This window comes from Streptacidiphilus sp. MAP12-16 (assembly GCF_041262165.1).
Lineage (GTDB): Bacteria > Actinomycetota > Actinomycetes > Streptomycetales > Streptomycetaceae > Streptacidiphilus.
In genome coordinates this window covers 17,088-40,012 of record NZ_JBGCBY010000016.1, presented here as the reverse complement: position 1 = coordinate 40,012, position 22,925 = coordinate 17,088, and the positions used below count along the sequence as shown (strand labels likewise).

20 protein-coding genes and 1 pseudogene are annotated in these 22,925 nt (G+C 69.8%); 11 read left to right on the top strand and 10 right to left on the bottom strand.

Going from position 1 to position 22,925, the window contains the following annotated elements:
- Nucleotides 1-77: 77 nt before the first annotated feature.
- From gcvH to ABIA33_RS21575, 3 genes are all read left to right on the top strand, one after another.
- Nucleotides 78-455, top strand: a complete 378-nt coding sequence (gene gcvH, locus ABIA33_RS21585; protein ID WP_370084004.1) for a glycine cleavage system protein GcvH — start codon at nucleotides 78-80, stop codon at nucleotides 453-455.
- Between the two features lie 172 nt (nucleotides 456-627).
- Complete coding sequence (gene glyA / locus ABIA33_RS21580) at nucleotides 628-1,896, top strand: serine hydroxymethyltransferase (protein WP_370084003.1); 1,269 nt, start codon at nucleotides 628-630, stop codon at nucleotides 1,894-1,896.
- Between the two features lie 170 nt (nucleotides 1,897-2,066).
- Nucleotides 2,067-3,434 carry an L-serine ammonia-lyase gene (locus tag ABIA33_RS21575; protein ID WP_370084002.1) on the top strand — a complete coding sequence of 456 codons (1,368 nt, stop codon included), beginning with the start codon at nucleotides 2,067-2,069 and terminating at the stop codon, nucleotides 3,432-3,434.
- 69 nt (nucleotides 3,435-3,503) lie between these two features.
- On the opposite strand, the gene ABIA33_RS21570 is transcribed toward ABIA33_RS21575, so the two are convergent.
- Entirely contained in the window at nucleotides 3,504-4,067 is a 564-nt protein-coding gene (locus ABIA33_RS21570; RefSeq protein WP_370084001.1) for a hypothetical protein, read from the bottom strand.
- A gap of 652 nt (nucleotides 4,068-4,719) precedes the next feature.
- On the opposite strand from ABIA33_RS21570, the gene ABIA33_RS21565 reads away from it, so the two are divergent.
- From ABIA33_RS21565 to ABIA33_RS21550, 4 genes and pseudogenes are all read left to right on the top strand, one after another.
- Complete coding sequence (locus ABIA33_RS21565) at nucleotides 4,720-6,084, top strand: glutamate decarboxylase (RefSeq protein ID WP_370084000.1); 1,365 nt, start codon at nucleotides 4,720-4,722, stop codon at nucleotides 6,082-6,084.
- 127 nt (nucleotides 6,085-6,211) lie between these two features.
- On the top strand, nucleotides 6,212-6,424 hold the full coding sequence (locus tag ABIA33_RS21560; protein WP_370083999.1) for a prevent-host-death protein: 213 nt from the start codon (nucleotides 6,212-6,214) through the stop codon (nucleotides 6,422-6,424).
- Nucleotides 6,414-6,808 (top strand): annotated as a pseudogene (locus tag ABIA33_RS21555) (type II toxin-antitoxin system VapC family toxin); the annotation flags it as partial. The gene ABIA33_RS21560 and the pseudogene ABIA33_RS21555, both read left to right, overlap by 11 nt.
- 370 nt (nucleotides 6,809-7,178) lie before the next feature.
- A complete protein-coding gene (locus tag ABIA33_RS21550; protein ID WP_370083998.1) occupies nucleotides 7,179-8,138 on the top strand; it encodes a hypothetical protein in 960 nt (319 codons plus the stop codon).
- 54 nt (nucleotides 8,139-8,192) lie between these two features.
- Here ABIA33_RS21550 and ABIA33_RS21545 read toward each other — a convergent pair whose 3' ends face one another.
- From ABIA33_RS21545 to ABIA33_RS21530, 4 genes are all read right to left on the bottom strand, one after another.
- A complete protein-coding gene (locus ABIA33_RS21545; protein ID WP_370083997.1) occupies nucleotides 8,193-9,944 on the bottom strand; it encodes a hypothetical protein in 1,752 nt (583 codons plus the stop codon).
- 203 nt (nucleotides 9,945-10,147) lie between these two features.
- Nucleotides 10,148-10,753 carry a TetR/AcrR family transcriptional regulator gene (locus tag ABIA33_RS21540; protein WP_370083996.1) on the bottom strand — a complete coding sequence of 202 codons (606 nt, stop codon included), beginning with the start codon at nucleotides 10,751-10,753 and terminating at the stop codon, nucleotides 10,148-10,150.
- Nucleotides 10,746-11,603, bottom strand: a complete 858-nt coding sequence (locus ABIA33_RS21535) for a TMEM128 family protein (RefSeq protein ID WP_370083995.1) — start codon at nucleotides 11,601-11,603, stop codon at nucleotides 10,746-10,748. The genes ABIA33_RS21540 and ABIA33_RS21535 overlap by 8 nt, the downstream gene beginning before the upstream one ends.
- A complete protein-coding gene (locus ABIA33_RS21530) occupies nucleotides 11,600-13,156 on the bottom strand; it encodes a phytoene desaturase family protein (RefSeq protein WP_370083994.1) in 1,557 nt (518 codons plus the stop codon). Before ABIA33_RS21530 ends, ABIA33_RS21535 begins: the two co-directional genes overlap by 4 nt.
- Before the next feature lie 126 nt (nucleotides 13,157-13,282).
- Here ABIA33_RS21530 and ABIA33_RS21525 point away from each other — a divergent pair, with 126 nt between their 5' ends.
- On the top strand, nucleotides 13,283-13,642 hold the full coding sequence (locus tag ABIA33_RS21525; RefSeq protein WP_370083993.1) for a MazG-like family protein: 360 nt from the start codon (nucleotides 13,283-13,285) through the stop codon (nucleotides 13,640-13,642).
- A gap of 19 nt (nucleotides 13,643-13,661) precedes the next feature.
- Here ABIA33_RS21525 and ABIA33_RS21520 read toward each other — a convergent pair whose 3' ends face one another.
- The 5 genes from ABIA33_RS21520 to ABIA33_RS21500 all read right to left on the bottom strand — a co-directional run bounded on the left by ABIA33_RS21520 (nucleotide 13,662) and on the right by ABIA33_RS21500 (nucleotide 18,752).
- Complete coding sequence (locus ABIA33_RS21520) at nucleotides 13,662-14,288, bottom strand: GNAT family N-acetyltransferase (protein WP_370083992.1); 627 nt, start codon at nucleotides 14,286-14,288, stop codon at nucleotides 13,662-13,664.
- Nucleotides 14,289-14,380: 92 nt separating this feature from the next.
- On the bottom strand, nucleotides 14,381-14,935 hold the full coding sequence (locus ABIA33_RS21515) for an ATP-binding protein (protein WP_370083991.1): 555 nt from the start codon (nucleotides 14,933-14,935) through the stop codon (nucleotides 14,381-14,383).
- Between the two features lie 132 nt (nucleotides 14,936-15,067).
- Nucleotides 15,068-15,841 (bottom strand): enoyl-CoA hydratase/isomerase family protein, encoded by a 774-nt coding sequence (locus ABIA33_RS21510; protein WP_370083990.1) that lies wholly within the window; start codon nucleotides 15,839-15,841, stop codon nucleotides 15,068-15,070.
- 155 nt (nucleotides 15,842-15,996) lie between these two features.
- Nucleotides 15,997-17,283, bottom strand: a complete 1,287-nt coding sequence (locus ABIA33_RS21505) for an Ig-like domain-containing protein (RefSeq protein WP_370083989.1) — start codon at nucleotides 17,281-17,283, stop codon at nucleotides 15,997-15,999.
- A gap of 233 nt (nucleotides 17,284-17,516) precedes the next feature.
- Nucleotides 17,517-18,752 carry an Ig-like domain-containing protein gene (locus ABIA33_RS21500; protein WP_370083988.1) on the bottom strand — a complete coding sequence of 412 codons (1,236 nt, stop codon included), beginning with the start codon at nucleotides 18,750-18,752 and terminating at the stop codon, nucleotides 17,517-17,519.
- A gap of 164 nt (nucleotides 18,753-18,916) precedes the next feature.
- Here ABIA33_RS21500 and glgX point away from each other — a divergent pair, with 164 nt between their 5' ends.
- The 3 genes from glgX (at nucleotide 18,917) to ABIA33_RS21485 (ending at nucleotide 22,601) form a co-directional block, all read left to right on the top strand.
- A complete protein-coding gene (glgX, locus tag ABIA33_RS21495; RefSeq protein ID WP_370083987.1) occupies nucleotides 18,917-21,328 on the top strand; it encodes a glycogen debranching protein GlgX in 2,412 nt (803 codons plus the stop codon).
- A 62-nt stretch (nucleotides 21,329-21,390) separates the two neighbouring features.
- Entirely contained in the window at nucleotides 21,391-21,924 is a 534-nt protein-coding gene (locus ABIA33_RS21490) for a sigma-70 family RNA polymerase sigma factor (protein WP_370083986.1), read from the top strand.
- A complete protein-coding gene (locus tag ABIA33_RS21485) occupies nucleotides 21,921-22,601 on the top strand; it encodes an anti-sigma factor (RefSeq protein WP_370083985.1) in 681 nt (226 codons plus the stop codon). The genes ABIA33_RS21490 and ABIA33_RS21485 overlap by 4 nt, the downstream gene beginning before the upstream one ends.
- The last annotated feature ends 324 nt before the right edge of the window (nucleotides 22,602-22,925 follow it).

Sequence of the window (22,925 nt, the reverse complement as noted above, 5' to 3'; positions counted from 1 at the left end):
ACCTGCTCCGTCGATCGCCCCGCCCCGCCACGGGGTGGTTTCGCCGTACCCCCATCTCATCCTGGAGAATCACCGTCATGAGCAACCCCCAGCACCTCACGTACAGCAAGGAACACGAGTGGCTGACGGCCGTCGAGGACGGCGTGGCGACCGTGGGCATCACCGCCTTCGCCGCCGACGCGCTCGGCGACGTCGTCTATGTGCAGCTCCCCGAGGTCGGCCAGACCGTGACCGCGGGCGAGACCTGCGGCGAACTGGAGTCGACCAAGTCGGTCAGCGACCTCTACTCCCCCGCGAGCGGCGAGATCGTCGAGGCCAACCAGGCCGTGGTGGACGACCCCGCGCTGGTGAACTCCGCCCCCTTCACCGAGGGCTGGCTGTTCAAGATCCGCCTCGACGGCACTCCCGAGGGCCTACTGTCCGCCGACGAGTACTCCGCCCACACCGGCGCCTAGCCCCCTCCCGTCGCCCGACCACCACCCCCTTCCGTGGCGCTTCGCGCCCTCCCCTTTCTGTCGCCCGACCACCACCCCCTTCCGTGGCGCTTCGCGCCCTCCCCTTTCTGTCGCCCGACCACCACCCCCTTCCGTGGCGCTTCGCGCCCGGCCTTGTGAGGGAACACACACCATGACGGTTCTGAACCAGTCCCTGCATTCGCTCGACCCGGAGGTCGCGGCGGCTGTGGACGCCGAGCTGCACCGCCAGCAGTCCACCCTGGAGATGATCGCCTCCGAGAACTTCGCCCCGGTGGCGGTCCTGGAAGCACAGGGCTCGGTACTGACCAACAAGTACGCCGAGGGCTACCCCGGCCGGCGCTACTACGGCGGCTGCGAGCACGTCGACGTCGTCGAACAACTCGCCATCGACCGGGTCAAGGCACTGTTCGGCGCCGAGGCCGCCAACGTCCAACCCCACTCCGGCGCCTCCGCCAACGCCGCCGCCATGTTCGCCATGATCAAACCCGGCGACACCATCCTGGGACTGGACCTGGCCCACGGCGGCCACCTGACCCACGGCATGCGCATCAACTTCTCCGGCAAGCTCTACAACGTCGCCGCCTACCACGTCGACCCCCAGACCAACCTGGTCGACATGGACGAGGTCGAACGCCTCGCCAAGGAACACCAACCCCAACTCATCATCGCCGGCTGGTCCGCCTACCCCCGCCAACTCGACTTCCCCGCCTTCCGCCGCATCGCCGACAGCGTCGGCGCCCTGCTCATGGTCGACATGGCCCACTTCGCCGGCCTGGTCGCCGCCGGCCTGCACCCCAACCCCGTCCCCTACGCCGACGTAGTCACCACCACCACCCACAAAACCCTCGGCGGACCACGCGGCGGCGTCATCCTGTCCACCCAGGAATGGGCCAAGAAGATCAACTCCGCGGTCTTCCCCGGCCAACAGGGCGGCCCCCTCGAACACGTCATCGCCGCCAAGGCCGTCGCCTTCAAGGTCGCCGCCACCGACGAGTTCAAGGACCGCCAGCAGCGCACCCTTCACGGCGCCCGCATCCTGGCCGACCGCCTCACCCAACCCGACGCCACCGCCGCCGGCATCTCCGTCCTGACCGGCGGCACCGACGTCCACCTGGTCCTGGTCGACCTGCGCCACTCCGAACTCGACGGCCAACAGGCCGAAGACCGCCTCCACTCGGTCGGCATCACCGTCAACCGCAACGCCGTCCCCTTCGACCCCCGACCCCCCATGGTCACCTCCGGCCTACGCATCGGCGCCCCCGCCCTGGCCACCCGCGGCTTCGGCCCCACCGACTTCACCGAAGTCGCCGACATCATCGCCGAAACCCTCAAACCCACCTTCGACGACACCACCCGCACCGCACTGGCGGCCCGCGTCACCGCCCTGGCCGACAAACACCCCCTCTACCCCGACCTGTAACCAGCCCGAGGACGCGGTGAGTGACGTCACCCGCCGACACCGCTCCTTACGCCGGGGCACCGCGCACACTGGTCAGTGGGCCGGTGCCCCGGCGCACGTGCACCATCACCTGCGCACATCCGCACGTGCACCAACACCACCCGTCCCACCAGCAGACAAGGGCGTCTCCCGTGGCCATCAGCGTGTTCGACCTCTTCTCCATCGGCATCGGGCCCTCCAGCTCGCACACCGTCGGACCGATGCGCGCTGCCCGGATGTTCGCGCGGCGGCTCAAATCCGAGGGCGCACTGGCGCAGACCGCCTCGATACGGGCCGAGCTCTTCGGCTCGCTCGGCGCCACCGGGCACGGCCATGGCACCCCCAAGGCGGTCCTGCTCGGCCTGGAGGGCAACTCGCCCCGGACCGTCGACATCGTCCAGGCGGACGTGGACGTGGAGCGGATCAAGTCGACCCGACGGCTACGGCTGCTCGGGGCGCAGGAGATCGACTTCGACCCCGACACCCAGCTGATCCTGCACCGCCGTAGGTCACTGCCGTACCACGCGAACGGCATGACGCTCTGCGCCTACGACGCCGCCGGGGTTCCGGTCCTGGAGAAGACCTACTACTCGGTCGGCGGCGGCTTCGTCGTGGACGAGGACGCCATCGGCGCGGACCGGGTCAAGCCCGACGACACCGTCCTGCGCTTCCCCTTCCGCAGCGGCGCGGAACTGCTGCGGCACGCGTCCGAGACCGGGCTCTCCGTGTCCTCGCTGATGCTGGAGAACGAGAAGGCCTGGCGCAGCGAGGCGGAGATCCGCTCCGGACTGCTCGACATCTGGCACGTCATGCAGGAGTGCGTGCGCAACGGCATGAACCACGAGGGCATCCTGCCCGGCGGGCTCAAGGTCCGCCGCCGCGCCGCCCCGGCCTCCCGCGCGCTGCGGGTCGAGGGCATCAGTCCGGCGAACGCGATGGAGTGGGTGACCCTCTACGCGATGGCGGTGAACGAGGAGAACGCCGCGGGCGGCCGGGTCGTCACCGCGCCCACCAACGGCGCGGCGGGGATCATCCCCGCTGTCCTGCACTACTACCTGAACTTCATCCCGGGCGCGGACGACGACGGCATCGTCCGTTTCATGCTGACCGCCGGTGCCATCGGGATGCTCTTCAAGGAGAACGCTTCCATCTCCGGCGCCGAGGTCGGCTGCCAGGGCGAGGTCGGCTCGGCCTGCTCGATGGCCGCGGGCGGCCTCGCGGAGGTGCTGGGCGGCACCCCCGAGCAAGTCGAGAACGCCGCCGAGATCGGCATCGAGCACAACCTCGGCCTCACTTGCGACCCGGTCGGCGGCCTGGTCCAGATCCCCTGCATCGAGCGCAACGGCATGGCCGCGGTGAAGGCGGTCACCGCCGCCCGCATGTCCCTCCGCGGCGACGGACGCCACCACGTCTCCCTCGACAAGGCGATCAAGACCATGAAGGAGACCGGCGCCGACATGAAGGTCAAGTACAAGGAGACCTCGCGCGGCGGCCTCGCGGTCAACGTCATCGAGTGCTGACGGAACGCACGATGATCCGCGGCTTGGTCTCCTTCGAGTCGGCCTGCCACCACCTTCCTGATAGGCCCACTACCCTGTGGGCTCTGGCTCCATACGCTCGACCAGGAGCAACGCGGCGCCCGCGAAGAACAGCACAGCGCCGATCAGGGTGCCCAGGTTCGACACCGGCGCGCTCAGCAGATCGGTCGTTCCCGGCTCGACGAACGCGGCCACGGCCGACACCCCGAACGCGATCGAGCCAGTCAGGTTCACGGCGGTGATCCACCAGGCGACCGACCGGATACGCCAGGCCGCCCAGCCGTGGCAGACCTCGAACCAGGCGAGCACGCTCGCGACCAGAAAGCACACGGACCCGACGATGTCGGGCCGCCAGACGTGGCCGCGGTACTGCGTGGAACCGATCGCCGCCCCAACCGCCACCGCGGTGCTGATGTTGAACGCCAGCGTCCCGACGAACTGCCACGCCGTCGCCCACCAGTCGATCTGATGCGGCAGGTACACCAGCACGCGGCGCCCGTGGGGCCGCGCGGCGGCGGGCGCGGCGTCGACCGCCTCCCGGTACTGCAGGAAACCGGCCGCAGTGAAGAAGATCGAACCGATGAAGAACGTCAGCCCGTCGGCCCGGACACCCACGGCGGCGGCGTAGACCGGTACCACGCCGAGAGCGAAGAGCAAGGAGCCGATCGCGAACAGGACCCCTATCCACCACCCGCGCTCGCGCGGAGCCCACCAGACACTGCGGCCGGACGGCCGAGGCGCGTGTTTGCGATGCCAGCGCGACTCCCAGCGCACTAGGCTCCCGTCGGAGCGGCCCCTCTCCCGCAACGTCACGAAGCGCCCGAACCCGGTCTCCCGTACGGGGCCGACACGCTCGCCAGGCACCATTGCCTCCCGCTGCTCCGACCCGGCTCCGGGTGATCAGGCTAGCGACCTGGGGAGCGATAGGGCTCGGGCACCACGCCGTCTGGTGCCTTCGACTGAAAAGCGCCCAGGGACGCCCTTGTAGCGGAGCTACTTGGGCCCGCCAGCCGCTGATGATGGGGGCCGGCAACGCGGCAAGCGGAGGTGCCGGGCGGTGGGCGCCCGAGCCCTATCGCTCCCCAGGTCGTAAGACTCCGACGTGCTGTTCAGGCGCCGACACCTGATCAAGCAGCGTCGCTCATACTCGCGACCTGATCCAAATGGAGCCCCCAGCTCAGCAGATCTGCACTCATCCGGATGTATTCCGAGCCCGATCCACGGGTCTCGGGCATGGCGCCCGCGCCGGAGGGGATTGAATCTCGGCATGACCAAGAGTGACGCCGCGTCCCTGTTCGGTAACCGCTTCCTCACCGCACCCACTCCTTCGGAGACGTTTCCCGAGGAGGGCATGACCGCGACGGACGCTATGAGGCTGCTGGACGAGGACCTCGTCATGGAGGGCGACCCGCAGCGCAACCTCGCCACGTTTGTCACCACGTGGATGGAGCCGGAGGCACAACGGATCATCGCCGAGAACCTCCACCGCAACTTCATCGACCACGCGGAGTACCCAATCTCCGCCGAGATCGAGCAGCGCTGCGTGCGCATGCTCGCGGACCTCTTCCACGCTCCGGGCAAGACCACCGGATGTCGGACCCAGGGCTCGTCCGAGGCAATCATGCTCGGCGCGCTGTCGCTGAAGTGGAAGTGGCAGGAACGCCGCCAGGCGGCCAACCTGTCGGTCGACCGACCCAACCTGGTCTTCGGCGGCGACGTCCACGTCGTGTGGGAGAAGTTCTGCCGCTACTTCGACGTCGAGCCGCGGATCGTGCCGCTCGCCGAAAACAAGTACACGATCGGTCCTGAGGACGTGGAACCCCACCTCGACGAGAACACGATCGGCGTCGTCGCCGTCCTCGGCACCACGTTCACCGGCCACAAGGACGACGTCGTCGGGATCGACAAGCTTCTACGGGACGTCCACAAGGAACGGGACCTCGACATCCCGATCCACGTCGACGCCGCCAGCGGCGGCTTCGTGTGGCCCTTCCTCTACCCGGACTCGAAATGGGACTTCCGGCTCGAGCGGGTCCGCTCGATCAACGTCTCGGGACACAAGTACGGCCTGGTCTACCCCGGCATCGGGTGGCTGGTCTTCCGCGATGAGTCCGACCTGGCCGAGAAGCTCGTGTTCTACGAGAACTACCTGGGCAAGACCGACGCGACGTTCACGCTGAACTTCTCCACCGGCGCGTCAATGGTGCTCGCGCAGTACTACAACTTCGTACGGCTGGGTCGCCAGGGCTACACCTACGTCATGGAGACGATGCAGTCGAACGCCCGCGCATTGGCGGACAACCTGCGTAGCAGCGGCCGCTTCGAAGTGATCGGCAGCGACCTCGAGCAACTACCGCTGGTCGCTTTCCGCCTCACCGGCAAGCACGCCTACGACGAGTCCGACATCGCCTGGCAGCTCTCGGCCGAGCGCGGCTGGATGGTGCCGGCGTACACGCTTCCGCCCAATGCCGATCGGGTGAAAATCCTGCGTGCCCTCGTCAAGGAGACCCTGAGCCGCGGGCAGATCGATCGCCTGACCCAGGACATCGCCGACGCGTGTGCCACCTTGGACCACAAGGGTGCGACCAGCGAGGTCGAGCGGGCCCGGGTCAAGAAAGGGACGGGCTACTGACGCCCGCAACGGGCACCCCTCTGGGACGTGGACCCTGACCGCTTTGGCAGACACTGGAAGTAGTTCAGAACCGAGTCACGTGGGAAGTGCCCGGCCTGGCACAGCGAGCAGCAGGTCGAGAGAGATCATGGACGCCGTCGAGGTCGGCCAGTCGTTCACCGTCACCCGCGACGGCCACCGGATCGGGGAGCTGATCCCGCTGAAGCGCCGCAGGCGCTTCGTTCCCCGGGCAGAGTTCGCCGCCATGTCGCGAAGCGCACCCGACATCTCCCTGGATGCCTTCCGGGCGGATCAGGACGCCACGGCCGCACAGGAGACGGACGATCCCTATACCCGTTGAGCACGAGCGGGGTCTGCTCGACACCGACATCATGATCCTGCGTCGCTGGGTGAACCCGGCCGAGCTCCCGGTCGAGATGGCCATCAGCGCGATCACCTTGGCTGAGCTGTCCGCCGGACCGCACGAGGTCCGACAGAACGAGGAACAGGCCGACTACGACGACTACGCGGAGCGAGCCCGCCGACTCGACGTCCTCCAACGTGCCGAGAACGAGTTCGACCCCCCATCCCCTTCGACACTGAGGCCGCACGCATTCACGGCCGGATCTGTGCCGCCGTGATCGGCGCTGGGCGGAAACCGCGAAGGCGCGTGGCCGACCTGATGATCGCCGCAATAGCCATCGCCGAGGACCTCCCTCCGTTCACCACCAACCCCGACGACTTCAGTCCCTGAGATCAGCGCCAGCGCCGATAAGACAGCAAAAGCCCTGGTCATAGCCTTGATCATCTGCCGTCTCCTTGCGGGTCGCGTACAAGGAGACCTCCCGCGGCGGCTTGGCGGTCAACTCCATCGAGTCCTGGACCGCAGAACTTGGGAATTCGGCTGAGGTCGATCTCTGTCGCGCGCAATCATCGGGTTGCTGACAGCGTTCGCAGCCGACGTGGTTCCGTCGCGCTGAATCGTGCCGGTCGGCCTGTGCACTGTCGCGTCCGGGGGAGGCGCCTTGAGACCAGAATCGGCGGATGCCCGGAGGGGTCCGTTATCGCAGAGCGGCACGGAAGTGGGCGGCCCCACTGACGGGAGAGCGGCCCTCGTGCCGCGGATACCGGCCGAGGTGCTGATCGGGCTGGATCGCAGCAGCCTGCTAGTGGCGACGAACACGACGGCCACCCGGTTGTGGTGGCAGTACGCGTGGAGCGGGTTCGGCCGTTCGATGCTCGGCGTCCTGGGCGTGTTGTTCGCCGCGTGGACCGCCCAGATCCGCTCGCGGGAATGCTCCCCGCTCGTCGGGTGTCTCACCGTCGCGCATGCCACCGGCGCCGACGAGGTCGCGCGCATCGCGATCCTGCTGCTCTTCGTTCTCGGCGCGATGCTGGAGCTCTTCTGCCTGCTGGCCCGCCCCGACGAACGCTGGCGGGCCGCCGCCGAACTCAGCATCGCCCTGAGTTCCTGCTCCTGGCGGTGGGCGATGGCCGTCGAGACGCTCCCCGCCGCCGCGTCGCCACAGGACTACGCCGCCCGATACGTCGAGGCCGCGAACCAGTTGGTGAACCGTTCCCGAGTCGACCTCGTCGAGCTCCCTGCCGCAGAACCCGGGCCCACCCGGGGTATGTACGCCCTGGTCCGGATGCCCCCTCGGGAGCGATGGGAGGCGTATCAGCTCACTCGTCTGCGCACCGAACGGCAACAGTTCCGTCACGCCGCCGAACGCGCCCGCCGGATCGCCTCCCGGCTCAGGATGCTGCTGGTCCTGCTCTACCTGCTGGGCGTGCTCTTCGCCGCGATCAGCATGCTGCACCGCAGCGTGGACATCGGCTTCCTCGGCGTCGTCTCCACCTTCCTGACCGGCCGTGCCACCTCCCTCGCCGCGCGCCGTCCGGAGGCGGTACGGCGGGCGTACGGCGCCGCGGCGCAGGACCTGGACGCCTACGCCTGCACCCCTCTCGTCTGGGACCGGGACGACCAGGAGGGCGCCCAGGCGCGGGTACGTGAACTGGTCGGCAGCGTCGAGGAGATCATCACCGGGGTGCCACCCACGCCTGGCCGGGTCTGACGACGCGGCAGAGCCGGTGCCCCGGGGTGGGACACCGGCTGCTGGTCGGTCGGGCTAGTGGGCCGCGCTGTTCAGGGCACTGGCGTTGTTGCTGCCGAGGAGGGTGCAGGGGTTGTTCGGCAGGACCTGCCGGAAGTCGTTGATGACGAACCTCGGGTTGTTGTTGAGGCCCGGGTAGACGTTCGTCAGCAGGCCGCCGAACTCGGTCGCCGAGCTGCCACCGAAGGTGTTGCGGGTGCCGGGGATGTTCGCTCCGCCCTCCTGCCAGACGCACGCTCCGCCGGCTCCGGTGGTCGTGAACATCGGGTAGAAGTTGGCTCCGGGCGGCGGGTTGACGCAGTTGGCACCGGTGGTCCGGTTGCACGGGTTCGCCTGCGTGCCGTTGTCCTCGATGCGCGGCAGGTCGGTCTCGAAGGCCACCCGGTCGAACTGCTGGGAACCCTTGATGAGCGGGCTGGTGAACAGGATCGGCTGCGGCTTGGTCGCTCGGTCGACGGACGGGCTACCGGTGCCGGGCCAGACCTTCTGGTAGGGCACTCCGTCGTAGTCGTCGTCGGTCGGCACGTTGCCGAGGCAGCCGCCGATCCGCACCAGCGACGAGTCGCTCGGGTTGAAGCAGCCGTTGTCGTCCAGGTCGAGTGGCTCGGTGCCGGCCGACTGGGCGCAGTTCCCGGTCGTCGGGTCGGCCGCCGCGCAGTACTCGAAGTGTCCGGTCTCGTCGGAGTAGGCGGTGTTGTACGAGTGCGCGGCCCACGGCACGCGGGTCTGCTCGCTCGACGTCGAGTACATGGGGTGGTAGGCCGACGGTACGGTCTGGCAACTCGTCGCCGCCGGGTCGAACGTGACCTGCGCGAAGCCGTTGGGCACGGACGCCGTCATCGAGCCGCGCGAACCCGCGCTGACATCGGTGATCTCGACCTTGAAGCCCGCCTTGGTGTCGAAGAGGTGGACTCTCAGCACGTCGCCGGAGCTCATGAACAGGTCGCGCTTCGGGTCCAGGTTGAACCGGTTGTTGTCAGTCGGGTCGGCCGGCGCGGTCGACCTGCCGTTCTTGGTGATGTAGGCGAAGTTGACCGGTTCGGTGCCGGCGCTGTTGAGGCACGCGGCGTTGTTCTGCAGGCCCTTGTTGTAGTCGATCGACAAGCTGTCGATGTTGAGCGCGGCACACCACTTGGTCGCGTCGCAGCTGTTGCCCGCGGGCCACGCGGTCCACCCCGGCGGGTAGAACTGCATCTCCATGAAGGCCGAGCCCGGGTGCTTGCCGATGTAGTGCGGCGAGGCCGGGTTGGAGTCGTTGTAGATGTTGCTGTCGGAGTCCGCCTTGCAGGCGGCGTTGCCGCTGGCGGGACCGGGCGCGGACTGGTCGTCGCACATCGCCATGCCGAACCAGAACGCCGGGTGGAGCTGGAAGTTCCAGGTGGACCCGGACCCGTCCTGCTTGGGCTGGGCCGGTGGATCCTTCGGCAGCCGCAGGTAGTAGGTGTTGTCGTTCCCCGCACCCGGCTTGTTGCTGTAGTAGAGCACCGAGGGCTCGTCGTGCCCGACGTACTTGCCCTCGCCGAAGACCAGTTCGCTGTCGTCGACCTCGGTGCACCAGTTGCTGCTCCTGGCACAGTCACCGCGTTTGAGCTGCGCCGCTGACCCTTGCGAAACCGACCCTTGCGAAACCGACCCTGCTGCGCCTAACCGGGGCGCGGCTCCAGGTTGAGCCGCCGATGAGGACGCCGCGGCGATCGGCGCGACCGCGAACGTCGCCAGCGCCGCGAGCGCGACGAAGACCTTTCTGCTGACCCTTGGTGAACCCACGAGCTCCTCCGATCCGTCTGCGGCGCGCGCGAGTAGCGCGCCGACCCGGCGACCCTGCCGTGCGGCGGTGCTCCTTGACGGCATGCCCGAACTGCCCTGTCGGGGGTTGTGACAGGGACCTGACCGCGCATGCCGCTTGCGAACGTACGCAACCCGAACCCAGAAGTCGAGAGGGGGCGCAACGCCCGTGACGATGCCTCAGCTCAGGACGGCTGGTTCGTGCGCCTGCGCAGTCGCGGGATCCGGTCGAATACGGCGGCGAGTCTGGCCGCCTGGTCGAAGAACTCCGCCGGCCGCGAGCGGTCACCGTCGAGATGGGTGAGGGTCTCCGTGCCGAGGTAGAAGGCCACCGCCGCGCTTGCGAGCACGGGTACCCGCACCGCGGACGCGAGGGGCTTGCCGCGCAACAGCGTGGTGAGCAGTTCCTCGGCCAACTCCTCCCAGCGCCGGGTCTCCAGGGCGAGCTGGGCGGCCAGCCGCGACCCCGGCCTGGCCCCGGCGTAGATCTCCTGGACCGCGGCGATGTGCCCGACCTCGGTGTCCTCGCGGTAGAGCTCGCGGAGCAGTTCGACCGCCCGCCCGGCCCGGTCGACTCCGGAGAGCTCGGCCCGGTACCGCTGGACGCGCGACTCGCAGGTCCGCGCCAGCGCAGCCACCAGCACCTCGTCCAGATCGGTGAAGTGGTAGTAGATCACCCCGGGCGCGAAGCCGCCGAGCTGCGCGATCGCCCGCGCGGTGGTGCCGCCGTAGCCATGGCTCACCAGGCAGGCCAGGGCGGCGTCGAGCACGCGGCCGCGCGTGTCAGACAACGCGGACCGGCCGGACGCCGTTGGCGGCGAGGTAGCTGTCGAGTCGGCGTGCCAGCTCCGGCAGATGATGGCTCGGCACCTGCGGGTAGAGGTGGTGTTCGAGGTGGTAGGTGAGCTCCAGGAAGATCGCCGGGATGATCCTCCCGCGCAGCGTGCGGGTCTGCGTCAACGGCGTGTCCCCGTAGCCGTGGTGCGGCAGATACACCGTCAGGAGGGGGTACACCCAGCTTCCGACGATCGCCATCACCGCGTAGACCAACACCCCAGCAGTGTAGGGCCAGGCGAGAACTCCGACGCCGAGCAAGGCGAACGGGGCCGCCGCCTCGGCCAGGAGCCACCCGCGGTCCGCTCCGCGCCGGTACGACCAGCACCACAACCGCGCCAGGAAGACCGGGCCGTAGCAGACCGCGCCGAGCAGGGTCAGCTCGGCCGGGTAGCCCTCGGGGTCGTCGGGATGGGGGAACAGCCGGTGGTGCTGGGTGTGCGTGGCCCGGTACGCGTGCCCGCTCTCCAGCAGCACCAGGCCCATCGCGAACAGCCCCCAGTCGGTGGCCCGCGCCGACAGACCGAGCGTGTGGTGCACCACGTCGTGGGTGACCGTGACGACCGCGACGAAGGTGGCGAAGACGATCACCGGGGTCAGCCACCACCACTGCAGCCAGGCCGCGACGGCGAAGCAGAGCATGCCCGCGCCCGGGCGGCCGAGCGCGGTCAGCCGTTGCCGGCGCGTGGTGACGAAACGGTCGGCGCCGAGAGCGGCGAGGGTGGGGAGGGTCGAGCCGGCGGCCGGTGCGGGCGGGCAGCAGCCGCCGGGCAGGTCGGACCCGGCCGGCGGGTGGGTCGGGGTCATCGGGCGAATCCCTTCTCGCGCAGCATCCCTTCGGCGACGATGCGGCTGCCGAGCACGCAGGCCACGGTCCCCAGTCCCGGCCAGGTCGAGTCGCCGACGAGCCACAGTCCGGGGCCACCGAGATCGTGCGGCACGGCGTGCTGGTTGGTGTTGCCCAGCCGCTGTCGCGGACCGCCGACGGCGCCGTCCGGACGGAAACCGAACCGCTGGTAGCTGCGCGGGGTTCCGGTCTGCGCGATCACGGCCCGCTCGCCCAGGGCGGGGTAGGCCCGCCGGGCGTAGCCCACGAGCCGTTCGCCGATCTCCTTCTTGCGCTGCTCGTACGCGGCCGGATCGAGCCCGGCCCAGCCGGACAGCTCGGTGTGCGTGGAGATCATCACCGCCCGGTGTCCCGGTGGTGCGCTGAGCGTATCCCCAGACGCCGACACCGAGACGAACATGTTGTTTCCCTCGCCCAGCGGCCGGTCGTAGGCCTGCAGCAATTGATGATGCGTCAGCTCCTGGGCTGCCACCTCTTCCTCGGGCACCCCGAGAAAGACCACGCAGGCGCCGCCCAGGGCCTGCGCATCACGCTCCAGGAAGGTCTGCAGCCTGGTGGCGACCGGAAGTCCGGCGCAGATCGCAGCCGTCCTGGCCGCTGGTAGGGCGCAGACGACGCGCCTGGCGTGGAGGGTGCTGTGACGGGTGGTCAACCGGTAGTGCCCCGGCCCGCCGACGACCTGCGACACCTGGCAGCCGACGCGGAGCCGACCGCCGAGGCCCCGGTAGTGCGTGACCAGCGCGCGCCAGAAGCCGTGCATCCCGCCGACGTGCCGGCTCAGGCCCGCGCCCCGGATGGTCACCCCGAGCGCGGCGTTGATCAGCGGAGCGTCGTCGACTCCTGTGTGCACGGTGTCCTCGACCAGCATGCCGAGCAGCCCGACCAGCGCCGCGTCGTCACGCAGGGAGTGACTGCGCAGCGCGTCCCCGAGGGTCCGGTTCAGGTGGCGGGCGAGCGGTACGCCGGACAGGCCGACCGCGCGCAGATCGTGCAGCGCGTCGGCCGGGCCGCGCACCGGCAGGCGCACGCCCGCCCGGCTGGCCTGCCAGAAGGTCTGCGCCAACCGGTCCAGCAGGGCCCAGAACCGGCGGTGCCGTTCGCTGTCGCCGAGCATCCGCAGCCGCTCGGCGTGCCAGGCCGACTGATCGCGGTGCAGCACGACCTCGCGGTCGGGCAGGTGGGCCCGATAGCCGGTCAGCTCCTGCGCGTTCAGCGGCGCGATGCCGACGCTGTCCAGGAGTTCCGCGCCGACCCCGCCGGGCGCGAAGTCGACCAGCGTCGTCGCCCCGACGTCGAAGGAGAAGCCCCGTTTGCGGTAGTAGCCCGCGCACCCGCCGGCGTGGCCGTGCGCCTCGAGCACCACGGTGGACAGGCCCGCGGACTGCAGGCGCAGCGCCGTCGCCATGCCGGACATGCCGCCGCCGATCACCGCCACGTCAGCGGTGTCGGAGGTGTCAGAGGTGTCAGAGGTGTCGGCGACTGCGGGTACGTTCTGAACAAGGGTTCTGAACATACGTTCAGACTGGAGCCCAGGGCAGATCCGGGTCAATACCTGGTACAGCGTCAGTTCCGCTGTCAGTGCCGTCCGCTACGGTGCGGGGCAGGCTTGGGCCGGCCACCGACCAACACGAGGAGTGCCATGGAAGATCCCGCCTGGAACACCATCGGCCGACTTGTCGACTGGCTCGACCGGGGCAGCGAGCTGCCCGAGGAGACAAAGACCCTGCTGCAGATCCTCAAGATCACCGAGGAGGCGGGGGAGGTCGCCGAGGCCGTCATCGGCGCCACCGGGCAGAACCCGCGCAAGGGTTACTCCCACACCTGGGAGGACGTCCAGAACGAACTCTGCGACGTCATCGTCACCGCCATGGTCGCCCTCACCCGGGTCAATCCGGACGCGCGCAGCGTCTTCGCAGCCAACCTCGACCGCATCGCCGCCCGTTCGCTGGCGGCGATGGCGCCCGTTCCGGAAACGGACGGCGGCCTCGACGGGTCGTGACCTGCTGCCCTGCGGCGGCTCAGCCTCGTCGGGGTCGCGGCGCCGCGCCGCCGCGGCGGTGCTCCCAGAAGCGCAGAGTCTGGCGACTGCCGTCCGGGGTCTCGACGACGTCGGGCGGCGCGTCGGTGACCTGGAAGCCCGCGGAGCGGGCGACGGCGCAGCTGGCCTCGTTGTCCGGCGCGATGCGCAGCAGGATACGGCGCGAGCCGAGAACGTCGTAGGCGAACCCGGTGACCAGTCGCACGGTACGGCTGGACAGGCCCCGGCGGCGATGGGCCGCACCGATCGCATAGCCGAGCTCGACCTCCCGGCCGTCGCCCCTTGGCATCGCGAGGACCTCGCCCAACGGCGCGCCGCCGTCGGTGGTGACGGCGAGTTGGATGCGGCGGCCCTCCCCCCGGGCGTCGCGCGCCCTGGCAAGGTAGCGCCTGGCCGCTTCCAGGTCGAAGGGGGAGGGCAGCGGCGTCCAGCGGGCGACCTCCGCCTCGTCGAACAGCTCCACCATCGCCGGGAGGTCGTCGTCGGTCCAGTCGCGCAGGACCAGTCCGGCACCGGCGAGGCTGAACGGGGACGCCGGAAGCGCCGGAAGCGAGGGGAACAGGGGCAGTGCCGACACGCGGTCACTCGACGTGGGTCGGATGGTCATGGTCTTCTCCCCCAGTGTCAGCAGATCGGCGAGTACGCCAACCTCAGCCGTCCGCCCGGCTATTCCGGAAGGCGGAGGCACCGGGGAGAAGGTCAGCCGAGGGAGACCTCACGGGCCCGCAGCTCGAACCAGACCGACTTGCCGCGCGAGAGAAGATCCGCGCCCCAGCGGTCGGAGAGCACGTTGACCAGCTGCAGTCCCCTGCCCGCGTCGTCCTCCGTCTCGCCCATGATCAGGCAGGGCAGCGCGCGCGAGGGGTCTCGGACCTCGAAGCGCACGCAACCCTGGCGGCGGACGAACCGCAGGCCGAACGAACGCCCGCCGGTGTGCCTGACCACGTTGGCGACGAGTTCCGCGACGAGCTGCTCCGCCACCTCACCCAGGCCGTCGAGCCCCCAGGACTCCAAGGCGGACCGGGTGAGGCGACGGGCCCGCGCCGAGGACTCCGGCCCGGAAGGTAAACGCACCTCGTCGGTGAGCGGGTCGGTGAGCTGACCGAAGAGTGCGAGTTCCAGTTCCTCCGAGGTGGTGGCCGACTCGGCGAGCGTGTCGGGCCAGAGCCCGGGCCAGTCGTCGGAGCACACTGTGCCTACGGCACCGCCGCTCGCTTCCGAGTGGTGTCGTTCCGTCTCGCCCCGTGCCGCCATGTCCCTATCATCGCCACTCTGAGGTGACTTGGGGAGCACAATGCGTAAAGAATCATCATTGCATCTGGCATATGCCGCGTCATCGCACTGGTGAGCGGATTAGTTCGAAGAACCGCCGGAGGTCGGCAGAGTTCAGCGGAACTTGGCCTTCCCCGGACCCTCCTCGACGAAACTGCGCATCCCGATCTCCCGATCCTCCGTGGCGAACAGTCCGGCGAAGAGGTGGCGCTCGATGGAGAGACCGGTGTCGAGATCCGTCTCCAGGCCGCGGTCCACGGCCTCCTTTGCCGCGCGCAGCGCGTACGCGGGGCCGGCGGCCAGCTTCGACGCCCAGGCGTGGGCCGTCGCGTAGACCTCCTCCGCCGGCACCACCTGGTCCGCCAGGCCGATCCGCAGCGCCTCGTCGGCGCGGACCTGCCGACCCGAGAAGATCAGCTCCTTGGCCTTGGCCGGTCCGACCAGACGGGAGAGGCGCTGGGTGCCGCCGGCGCCGGGGATCAGGCCGAGCAGGATCTCCGGCTGCCCGAACTTGGCGTTGTCCGCGGCGATCCGGATGTCCGCACACAGCGCCAGCTCGCAGCCGCCGCCCAGGGCGTAACCGGTCACCGCGGCGACCACCGGCTTGGGGATACGGGCCACCGCGGTGAAGGAGTCCTGCAGTGCGCCGCCGCGCTCGACCATGTCGGTGTACGACATGCGCTGCATCTCCTTGATGTCCGCGCCGGCCGCGAACACCCGCTCGCCGCCCCAGATCACCACGGCCCGCACGTCCGCGCGCGCGGCGGCCTCCTCCGCGACCTGCTTGAGCTGGTCCTGCATGGCCACGTCGAGGGCGTTCATCGGCGGGCGGGACAGCCGGATCGTACCGACGGCGTCCTCGACTTCGAGGGTGACGAACGCGGTCATGGGTGCCTCCTGAGCGGCCCTGAGGGATGCGGTGAACCGATGTTAACGGGAGGGACCGCCACGTGACACGGCCCGGCCCCCGCAGTGGGGACCGGGCCGTGTCGAGAAGAGGAACCGGAGGTGGAACCGATCGGAACCGAGAGGAACCGAGCGGGTCAGGCGGTCCAGGCCGCCCAGGCCATGTTCCAGCCGTTGAGCCCGTTGTCCGCAGCGACGATCTTGTCGGGCGAGTTGATGACCTCGACCACGTCGCCGATCATCGAGTTGTTGTAGAACCAGGCCGCGGGGGTCGACGGGTCGCCGCCGCCCTGGACGTCGTGCAGTCCCACGCAGCCGTGGCTGGTGTTCTGGCTGCCGAAGGTCGAGATCGGCCGCCAGTAGTTGCCGTGCACGAAGGTGCCCGAGGTGGTGAGCCGCATGGCGTGCGGCACGTCCTTGATCTCGTACGCGTTGCCGAGGCCGACGGTCTGCGAGTTCATGTTGACCACCGGGTCCTTCTCGGTGATCACCATCTTGCCGTCGTACGTAGTGTGCGTGGAGTCGCCGAGGCTGGCCGGCAGCGTCTTGTAGAGCACGCCGTCGTGGTAGATCTTCAGCGTGTGCGCGTTGTTGTCGGCGACGCTGGTCTGGCTGCGGCCGATGGTGAAGCTGACGTCCTTGTATTGCTTGCCGTACACGCCGGACGCGGTCTGCACCCCGTCGAGGTTCATGTGCAGGGTGACCTTGGTGCCGGGGGCCCAGTAGCTCTGCGGGCGGTAGTCGATCCGGTCGCTGCCGAACCAGTGGCCCTCGACGTCGACGGCGGGCGAGGCAGTGATGGTGATCGCCTTCTTCACCGCGGCCTGGTAGGCGCTGGACACGGAGTGGGTGAAGGTGATCGAGACCTCCATGCCCACGCCGTAGGTCGCGCCCGGGTCCACGTTGAAGTTGCCGATGTTGGTGCCACTCGGCGTCAGCGTGGTGAACGAGGACTGGTCGGACACTTTCAGCCCGGCGCTGTCGACAGCGGTCGTCGCCACGCTGTACTTGGTACCCGTGCGCAGCGCCCCGGCCGGGGCCCAACTGCTGCCGTCGGCGGCGATGGCGCCGGCCACGGCGGTGCCGTCCGAGGACGCCACCTGCACCTGGGTCAGCTTGCCGGAGGCCGCGGTGATCTTCAGCGCGCCCGTGGTGTCCACGTCCGTGGAACCGTTCTTGGGCAGGATCGTGACCACCGCAGCGGAGTTCTGCGGTGTGGTGGCGCTGGCCCCCGCGCCGGGCGTTGCCGAGCCGCCGTTGCCGACCGGCGCAGCGTGCAGATTGCCGCCGTTGCTGCTGCAGGCCGTGGCGACCAGCAGCACCGAGCCGACGGCGACCGCGAGCAGACCGCGGCGTGCGTTCCTGCGGCGCCGTCCGCCGTCGCGCTTGTCCTTGGTGGCGTCAACCGCCCGTGCCGAATTCAACCGACTCTCCCCTCCCGGATGTTCAACCTCTATGAACGCGCTACCGCTCTTCTCAGTTGCACCTGAGGGTGGAGCTTTTTCACGTCACCAAGCGGTCGCGGGTGAGCTTAACCGGCGTAGCTGGGAGATCTCTGCGCAAGGGTGTCCCAAACGCCCGATCGTGCGGTTCCGGTACCGGATCGTTGCTTGGGTGTTTACGTACCCTGCCTGACCGGCGGATACGACTCGAGGACCTAGTGGTGGGCGCTGCCCGCCAACCACCGGGCCCAGGGCAGGTTCCAGCCACTCATGCCATTGTCGGGAGCCACCGCGTCGCCGTGCGAGCCGATCACCACGACGACGTCGCCGGGCATGGAGTGGTCGAAGAACCAGCCGGCCGGAGTGCTGTCGCCACCGCCCTTGGTGTCGTACAGGCCGATGCAGCCGTGCGAGGTGTTCTGGGAGCCGAAGGCCGAGGCAGGCCGCCAGAACACGCCGTGGACAAAGGTTCCCGAGTCGGTGAGCCGCATCGCGTGCGGGACCGCGGGGATGTCGTACTCGCTGCCCAGGCCGACGCTGCGCGAGTTCATCCGGGTCACCCGGTACATCTCGGAGATCACCATGATCCCGTTGTAGCTGTCGTGCCCCGGGCCGCCCGCGGAGATCAGCAGGGTACGCAGCACCTGCCCGCCGCGGCGGACGGTGAGGGTGTCCGCCGCTGCGTCGGCGGTGCTGGTCTGCTCCCGGCCGACGGTGAACGAGACCTGCTTGTCCTGGGTTCCGTAGACGCCCGGTGCGCCCTCGACCCCCTTGAACCTGAGCGAGAGGAGCACCCTGGTGCCCGGCTTCCAGTAGTGCTCGGGGCGGAAGTCGAGCCGCTTCGCCCCGAACCAGTGCCCGGCGATCGTGACCGACGGCTTCGCGGTGACCTGGACGGCACGCTGCACGGTGGCCCGGTCCGCGATGTCGCGGTTGAAGTGCAGCGACACCTCCATGCCGACGCCTACGGTGCTCCCGTCCTCGGGCGTGTAGAAGGCGATGAAGGTGTTCCTGGGCACGAAGGTGGTGAAGGTGACGTGCTTGGCCGCCTGCAGCCCTCCGCTGTCGGTGGCGATCGCGTCCAGGGTGTACCGGGTCGCCGGCATCAGCGTGGTGGTCGGCTTCCAGGACGTCCCGTCGGCCGCCACGGCGCCGGGGACGGGCATGCCTTTGTCGTCCTTCAGCTGGACCTGGCTGAGCCGCCCGGAACTGACGCTGACTCCGACGCCGCCCTCCGCCGGAACCTCGGCCGCCCCGTCGCCGGGAGTGACGATGACGACGGCCGACGACACCGCTGCCGCGGCATCGGCCGAGGAACCGGAACCGTGCTGGCTGCTTCCGCATCCCGCGAGCAGCACGATCGTGCTGAACACGGCGGCTGTGCCGAGCGCCAGCGCCCGTCCGGTCCGGCTCCGCGCCGCACGCCGTCCTGTCCCGCACTGCTGACTCACCGTCGCCGCTCCTTCTTTGGCCCGGAAGGATCAACGATCATCCGAGGAGCCGGGTCACGGCCGCCGACGGATACATCAGCGCTGGCACGTGACATCTGCAGGCTGGGAGGGAACGTACATTCCAGCCGGGGAACGGGACTCCCCGCAGCGGGGAGGTACGCGTCATGGCGGCATGGCAGGGGGCGGGCGACCGTACGGACGGCGACGCGGACGGCGGTCGGGCCGACCGTCCGCGAACCGCTCGCGATCGCGGCGGGCTCCAGCTGGTACCCACGGAGCTGCCGCTGCCCGGCGCGGAGACCGCCCCGGTGCACGCCCCGGTCTGGCCCGGCAGCTGGCAGCCGCTCGGCGCCCGGGTCCACATCGGGCCCGACGGCAGGCCCGGAACCAACTTCGCGCTGTGGGCCGCCGGCGCGGAGGCGGTCGAGCTGTGCCTGTTCGACCAGGAGGACCAGGAGACCCGGTACCAGCTGCAGGAGCAGACCTTCCAGATCTGGCACGGCCATCTGCCCGGCATCGTGGCGGGCCAACGCTACGGGTTCCGGGTGCACGGCCGCTGGGACCCGTGGACGGGGGCGCGCTGGAACCCGGCGAAGCTGCTGCTCGACCCGTACGCCCGAGCCCTGGACGGTTCGTTCCGGCTGCACGACGCGCTGTACGGTCACGTCCGCGGCTGGCCGGAGCGCGACGTCGCCGACACGGTCAGGGACAACCGCGACTCGGCCCGGCACGTGCCCAAGGCCGTGGTGGTCAGCGACGACGACGACTGGTCCGACGATCGCCGGCCGAAGATCCCGTGGGCCGACACCGTCCTCTACGAGCTGCACGTCAAGGGCTTCACCCAGCGGCATCCCGGCATCCCCGAGGAGCTGCGCGGTACCTACGCGGGCCTGGCGCACCCGGCCGCGATCGAGCACCTGACACGGCTGGGCGTCACCGCCGTGGAACTGCTTCCGGTGCACCAGTTCGCCGACGAGGAGCATCTGCAGCGGCGCGGGCTCGGCAACTTCTGGGGCTACAACACCATCGCCTACTTCGCGCCGCACGGCGCCTACTCCGCCTCCGGGACGCGCGGCCAGCAGGTCACCGAGTTCAAGCAGATGGTGCGGGCCCTGCACGCCGCCGGGATCGAGGTGATCCTCGACGTGGTCTACAACCACACCGCCGAGGGCGGCGAGGGCGGCCCGACCCTGTCGCTGCGCGGCATCGACAACGCGGGGTACTACCGGCTGCAGCCCCACAACCGTCGCGCCTACGCCGACTTCACCGGCTGCGGCAACACTCTGGACACCAACCAACCGCAGGTGCTGCGGCTGGTCACCGACTCGCTGCGGTACTGGGTCACCGAGATGGGCGTGGACGGCTTCCGGTTCGACCTCGCGGCGGCGCTGGCGCGGTCGCCGTTCGAGGTGTCCATGCTCGCGCCGTTCCTGTCCACGGTGTCGCAGGACCCGGTGCTGAGCCGGGTGAAGCTGATCGCCGAGCCCTGGGACGTCGGCCTTGGCGGGTACCAGGTCGGCGGTTTCCCGCCGCTGTGGACCGAGTGGAACGACCGCTACCGGGACACCGTCCGCGACTACTGGCGCGGGGCGCGCCCGGACGTGCGGGAGCTCGGCTACCGGCTGGCCGGATCGTCCGACCTGTACCAGCAGGGCGGACGGCGGCCGTACGCCTCGCTCAACTTCGTCACCGCGCACGACGGTTTCACCCTGCGTGACCTGGTCTCCTACAACAGCAAGCACAACGAGGCCAATGGCGAGGACAACCGGGACGGCACCAATGACAACCACTCGTGGAACTGCGGCGCGGAGGGCGAGACCGAGTCGGTCTCCGTGAACGCGCTGCGGCGACGGCAACTGCGCAACCTGACGGCGACCCTGCTGCTCTCCACCGGCGTGCCGATGCTGGTGGCCGGCGACGAGATGGGACGCACCCAGGGCGGCAACAACAACGCCTACTGCCAGGACAACCCCACCGGGTGGATCGACTGGTCGCTATTGCAGAATGACCAGGATGACGGGAATGACAGGGGTGAGGGGGGTGAGGGGGATGACGAGGCGGCCCGAGCAGGCGGCGGGGGCGGCTGGCAGGCCCTGTTCGACCTCACCGCGCGGCTGATCCGGCTGCGCCGCAGCCACCCGGTGCTGCGCCAGCGCGCCTTCTTCTCCGGACGCCCCGCCCATCCCGGCGGCCTGCGCGACCTGGCCTGGTTCACCCCCCGTGGACGGGAGATGACCGAGGCCGACTGGTACGCCCCCGGCGCCACCCTGGGCATGTTCCTGTCCGGGGACGAGATGTCGGAACGCGACCCGCTCGGGCGGGAGCTCACTGACGACAGCTTCCTGCTGATCCTCCACGCCCACCACCGCCCGACCCGCTTCCTGCTCCCCGGCGCGCCCTGGGCCGAGGCGTACGAGACCGTCGTCGACACTTCCCTGGAGGACCAGGCCGATGCCCCGGCCACCCGCTGCGAGGCGGGCGCGGCGATCACCGTCCCGGGCCGCTCCCTGCTGCTGCTCCGCGCCTGCGGGCGGATGACGGACGCGGATGTCGGTGGCGGCAAGGGACACGGGTGACGGATGGGGATGAACCGCCGAAACGGCTTGAACCCTTCGCCCTGCTGGTGCGTACTTGGGGTGTGGACCATGCGTCTGCGCGCGACTCCGAGTTCGTGCGCTCCCTCTACTCCCGGTACGGACGATCCGTCCTGACCCGGGTACTGGGGCTTGTCCACGGGGACTACCAGCGGGCCGAGGACATCGTGCAGGAGACCTTCCTGCGCGCCTGGCAGCACCAGGACTCGCTCGACCTCGACCGGGCCGGGCCGTGGCTGCACACCGTCTCCCACAACCTGGTGGTGTCCGCGTACCGAAAGGTGAAGGCTCGGCCCGCCGAGTCGCCCTTACCGGACGAGGAGGCCGGCGACTGGGCCCGCGGCGACGGGGACCAGGAGCTCGACCGGATGCTGGAACGCTGGCAGATGCTCGAGGCCATGCGCGGACTGCGACCGGAGCACCGGGCGGTGCTGATCGAGGTCTACTACCTGCGCCGCACCGTCGCCGAGACGGCGGAGCACCTGGGGGTGCCGCTGGGCACCGTGAAGTCGCGCTGCTACTACGGCCTGCGGGCGCTGCGCAACGTACTGGAGGAGAGAGGGGTGACATCCCGATGACGCCGTGTCAGGAGAGCGTCTCGCTCGGCGCCTATCTGCTCGGGGCCCTCGATCCCGAGGAGCGCAGGGCGCTGGAGTCGCACATCGCCGGCTGCCCGCTCTGCCGCGCGGAGCTGGTGGAACTGGCCCCGTTGCCGGGGCTGCTGCGGCACACGCCGTTCGACGAGTTGGAGGAGTCCGCGCCGGCGGCCGAGTCGCTGAGCCCGGTGCGGGAGCAGTCACCGCCCGCAGCGGCGGCGCAGCACCGCAGGCGGAACCGAGGCCGGGTGCTGACCGCGGCCGGCCTGGGGCTGGCGGCTGCCGTGGCCGGAGTGGTGGTCTACGCCGGGGTGTCCCGCAACGGCGCGGCGCCGACGCCCGCCCAGGCGCAAGCGGCAGCGGCTGCGACCTGGACCGCCACCGATCCGTCCACCCACGTCTCGGCGATCGCCGCGCTCATGCCCGAGGCGTGGGGGACGCAGTTCCAGCTGAAGCTGGGCGGGCTGCCGTCCGGCATCACCTGCCATCTGGTGGTGCACGATCGGAACGGGAACAGCGAGACGGCGGGAACCTGGGGCTCGGGGTACGCGTCGAGCGCCTCGGTGCCCGCCTCCACCTCGATCAGCCCAGCGCAGATCAGCACGCTGGACATCGTGGACGGTTCGGGGACGTTGCTGGTCAGACTGCCGGCGAAGTGACTGAGACCGACCGGCAAATGGAGGGTGGAAGGAGGAGCGGGTCGAGGGCCGAGTCTGGGCGGGGCGGAGGAAGGAGCCACTGCGGAGCATTGGCGACTGACGACAACCCGGTCAGGCGAGAGCCATCGGCCCGCGACGCCGCCCTCCATTTGCCGGTCGGTCTGAGACCGACCGGTCTGGGCCCGGCCGTTTCACTGAACGCTCGTCCCTCAGCGCGTGTCGCTGCGCGGGTGCGGCCCCTGGACGGCCGGCGCACCCAGCTTGCCTCAGGGCTGGTGAGCGGCAGCGGCGAGCCCGGCTGCGCGGGGGCGCGGCGGCGCGCCG